The organism is Candidatus Obscuribacterales bacterium (assembly GCA_036703605.1).
Lineage (GTDB): Bacteria > Cyanobacteriota > Cyanobacteriia > RECH01 > RECH01 > RECH01.
In genome coordinates, this window is sequence record DATNRH010000891.1 from 1 (window position 1) to 3,366 (window position 3,366).

Here is a 3,366-nt window from a genome sequence, read left to right on the forward strand (position 1 = left end):
CATATCTGGAAGCTTTGTAAAAATCCTTGTGTTTGGTTCGTATGTTACGTGCGATTTCTCTTTCAGGAAACAATTCCCTTTTTCGTTGAAGGCGGCGCTCTTCCCACTTGCTCTGGGGAAGGTCTTCTTCTTCTTGTTTAATTTGTGCTTGTCGTTCCTGCCGGCTCTGCTGGGCTCTTTGTGGAAACTTTTCGATGGCTGTACTGGTTTTTTCCCTGGTGTGACTTTTTGTCGGGTCAGCACCACCAACCACCATCTTTTTTACATTGCGGTAACCAGGCGGGTTGTACCCCCTTCCAATTTCCCTGCCAAGCAGAGCATGTGTTATACCCACTGGCCGTGCCTTTGGCTTTCTGATCTGGTCGGCTGCCCAGGCAATTTGTAGGCGTTCCTCCTTTTTGGCATCCCTGAGTGCCTTGATCTGGTCCTTCTTTTTACCCATAGTATTATATTGAAGAATAGAAAAAAAAAAGCGATTGTTGTGCTTCACGAGACAGCCCACAGACTGAGACTGTTCATGATATGGTCAACCTCTTGCCCGACGTTGTAATCAGACGTGTGTTGTACTTTGCCAAAGTCAATCACATTGAAGTGTTTGCCATCCCATAGAATGTTCCTGCTAGCGCCCTCCCTAAGGTCCATGTGCTTAATCCCCTTGCTGTGGAGGTGACTAATAGCCTTGGTGAGATCCTTCCTCAGTTGGGCCTGCTTGGTGCGTACAAGAAGCTTCCCCCCCAATTGGCCCCTCCTGCCTGGGATATCCCTCAGTGCCTGCCCTGCGCGTGGCATAATTCCCTTGTTGCCCACAGAGCCAGCCAGGTTGGGTATCCGCTTGTGGTACCCTATAGCCTTGTGTGTTTGCTTCTCTTGTGAGCCCATCTTCTTTTCGTAAATCTTGGAGGCGTCACAGGGGGAGGAAGTGTGTTTGGCAATAAAGCTCACCAGCCCATTCTTGGTCTGAAAACATACTTTCTTGCCAGTCTTGGCCATTGTTGTTCTAGTGTTGTCCTTATAAGAAGAAGAAGAGAAAACAACCATGCCAGGACTTGGAAAAGGAGGTCGCGACCCACGGTATGGGCAACTAAGAACACTGACCCTGCCAAGCACACTAACCCCAGCACAAAGGGAGCGCATCGACGACTTCAAGTACGCCTACGACAGGGCAACAACCCCAGCGCAAAAGGCACACATCAAGAAGCAGATTGGTGCAATAATAGCAAAGGCCAAGAAGGGCCCCGCGCACCGCGCCCCCCGGGGCACCAAGGCTGTCCAAGGAACACTGTTAGGTGACGGCTATGTGGCCCCTCCCGGTTTTGTGCGCCCCCCTGCCAAGGACAAGAGGGGGACGTGCCCACCCCCACCCAAGCCTGAGGGCACACACTGCGTGAAGGGATTCTACAGAAAAAACAGAAAGAAGTAATGGCTGAGGAGCTTATTATATCACTCTTTGCCTTGATGGCTCTTGTTGGGTCAATTAATTTTCTATCAGTTTTGGTAACCGAAAAAACAATACCAGAACACACCAACAGTAACCATGGGGGACATCATCGACGAGAGGGGCAACACCATGCCTGTGCCAGGCAACGGGCGCGCCAAGCGCGCGAGGATTGACAGAGAGGGCAACCTGGTTGCTGGTGGGGATTCTTATTATTATGAGGCGGACAACACACGCACCTCTATCAGGAGCAGACTTGCCCCTGCCACGGGGTGGGATATAACCACCACTGGTGCTACTAGGGCACAAGCTATTAATGCCAGCACCATTACAGCCACTGATGGTAACATCCAACAATTGGCGGCAGTGGTGAATGCACTAAAAGAAGACCTCATTAACAGGGGAATGATAGGATTGTAAACACACAATTCTAAGTGTAAGGCTAACACAACACAAGACAAGCAATGGGGGACATCATTGACGAGTACAACAACAGAGTCCCCACCCCGGGAAATGGGCGCGCCAAGCGGGCAAGGATTGACCGAGAAGGCAACCTTGTGGCCACCAATGTTTACTACTACACCGACTCTGACTCCCAGACTGTGGCAAGCAGAGCCTCTCTGAGACAACTCCTCACCGATTCCGAGGATGTGACCGCACCAGGACCTGTGTCCTTGACGGTCCCCATCACCACCTTCTCCGCCAATGTGACCGTGCCTGATGGCACCTTTGTTGGACAGCGCAAAGTGTTGGTTGCCCTCTTTGCTACGGCCACTGCGACTTTCACGACCACTGTGGGTGCCTGGACAGTGCTCACCTTCCCAGCCGTTGGGGAGAGTGTGTCTGTTGTTTGGCTTGGTGCTGGCGTTGGGTGGGCCGTGATTGGCACCAGTGCTGGTACTGGGGCTGTGCTGGTTGGCCCTACCTACAGCTAATTTAATTGTTTGTTGTTTTTATTATAAAGTGTGAATAAAACGGCCTTGGGTAGCACTACTAATTTCTATGGATATGATCACTACAAGATGGGAGATATAGTGGACGAGTTGGGCAATACCCTGCCTGTGCCGGGCAACGGGCGCGCCAAGCGCGCGAGGATTGACAGAGAAGGCAACTTGGTGGCCAACAACCTGTACTACTATGACAGCACCAGCGTGCGTAGGAGTGTGAGGGATGGGCTTATTTTTGTGGACCAAAACAACCTGCTGAGTTATGGGGCTGTGAAGGACGGCGTGCCAGGGGTCAGTGGCCCCATCAACGACGCGGCGTTTGCGGCTGCTGTGGCTGCGGGGGTGGACAACCTCACCATCCCCTGTGGCAACTACTACTTTTCATCGACCATTGTGCTTCCCGCGGAGATGACACTGCAAGGAGAAGTCAAAAACTGCACCATCATCCAGAGTGCTGCTGCCATTGCCGTGCAGACCAACCTGTTCAATGTGGTGAGGAACCTCTTCATTCTCAACAACAGCGGCGCAGCAGGCACTGCGGCCATTGACATGCAGGGCAGCCAGCAGACCCTGGTGGAGAACGTGCGCACAGGGGCGCTGGTCAGCAATGTGTATGACACCGCCATCCGCATGGAGGCCACCGCCGGGTCCAACATCAACACCAACACCGTGAAGGACTCCATTTTGAACGGCAACGTGCTGGCCCTCGAAATTGACGGCACCCTCAGTGCGGCTTTCGGCAACTCGCTGCTGAACAACATTTACGGCACACTCAGTGCGTCCACCAACGTGGTGTTGATCACGCAGGCTTCAGGGACGGTCATCCTGGGGGGGAGCATGGAGAGCGTGGGAGCCACCAACGGCATCAACCTCAGCACGGGCGCTCTCAACACTTACCTGAGCATCCCCGCCACTCTGGGCACCATCACCAACGACTTTGTGGAGACAGAGACGGCAGACAACGTCATCCTTGGCGATACCGCC

General features: G+C 53.1%; 5 protein-coding genes. 3 read left to right on the plus strand and 2 right to left on the minus strand.

Annotated elements, in window-relative coordinates; all coding sequences use genetic code 11:
• Positions 1–490, minus strand: a 490-nt coding sequence (locus V6D20_18315) for a hypothetical protein (GenBank protein ID HEY9817737.1), incomplete at its 3' end; no start/stop codon positions are given.
• On the minus strand, positions 487–1,038 hold the full coding sequence (locus tag V6D20_18320) for a serine/threonine-protein kinase (protein ID HEY9817738.1): 552 nt from the start codon (positions 1,036–1,038) through the stop codon (positions 487–489). The genes V6D20_18315 and V6D20_18320, both read right to left, overlap by 4 nt.
• 496 nt (positions 1,039–1,534) lie before the next feature.
• Here V6D20_18320 and V6D20_18325 point away from each other — a divergent pair, with 496 nt between their 5' ends.
• The 3 genes from V6D20_18325 to V6D20_18335 form a co-directional block, all read left to right on the plus strand.
• Positions 1,535–1,855, plus strand: coding sequence for a hypothetical protein (locus V6D20_18325; protein ID HEY9817739.1), 321 nt, complete (start codon positions 1,535–1,537; stop codon positions 1,853–1,855).
• A gap of 44 nt (positions 1,856–1,899) precedes the next feature.
• The gene (locus tag V6D20_18330) at positions 1,900–2,370 is read left to right on the plus strand and encodes a hypothetical protein (GenBank protein ID HEY9817740.1); all 471 of its coding nucleotides are present in this window, start codon (positions 1,900–1,902) and stop codon (positions 2,368–2,370) included.
• A gap of 30 nt (positions 2,371–2,400) precedes the next feature.
• Positions 2,401–3,366, plus strand: a 966-nt coding sequence (locus V6D20_18335) for a hypothetical protein (GenBank protein ID HEY9817741.1), incomplete at its 3' end; no start/stop codon positions are given.

Excerpts from the sequence above, each read along its gene's own strand:
- V6D20_18320 (HEY9817738.1), bottom strand. The coding sequence starts at position 1,038 with ATGGTTGTTTTCTCTTCTTCTTCTTATAAGGACAACACTAGAACAACA.
- V6D20_18325 (HEY9817739.1), top strand. The coding sequence starts at position 1,535 with ATGGGGGACATCATCGACGAGAGGGGCAACACCATGCCTGTGCCAGGC.
- V6D20_18330 (HEY9817740.1), top strand. The coding sequence starts at position 1,900 with ATGGGGGACATCATTGACGAGTACAACAACAGAGTCCCCACCCCGGGA.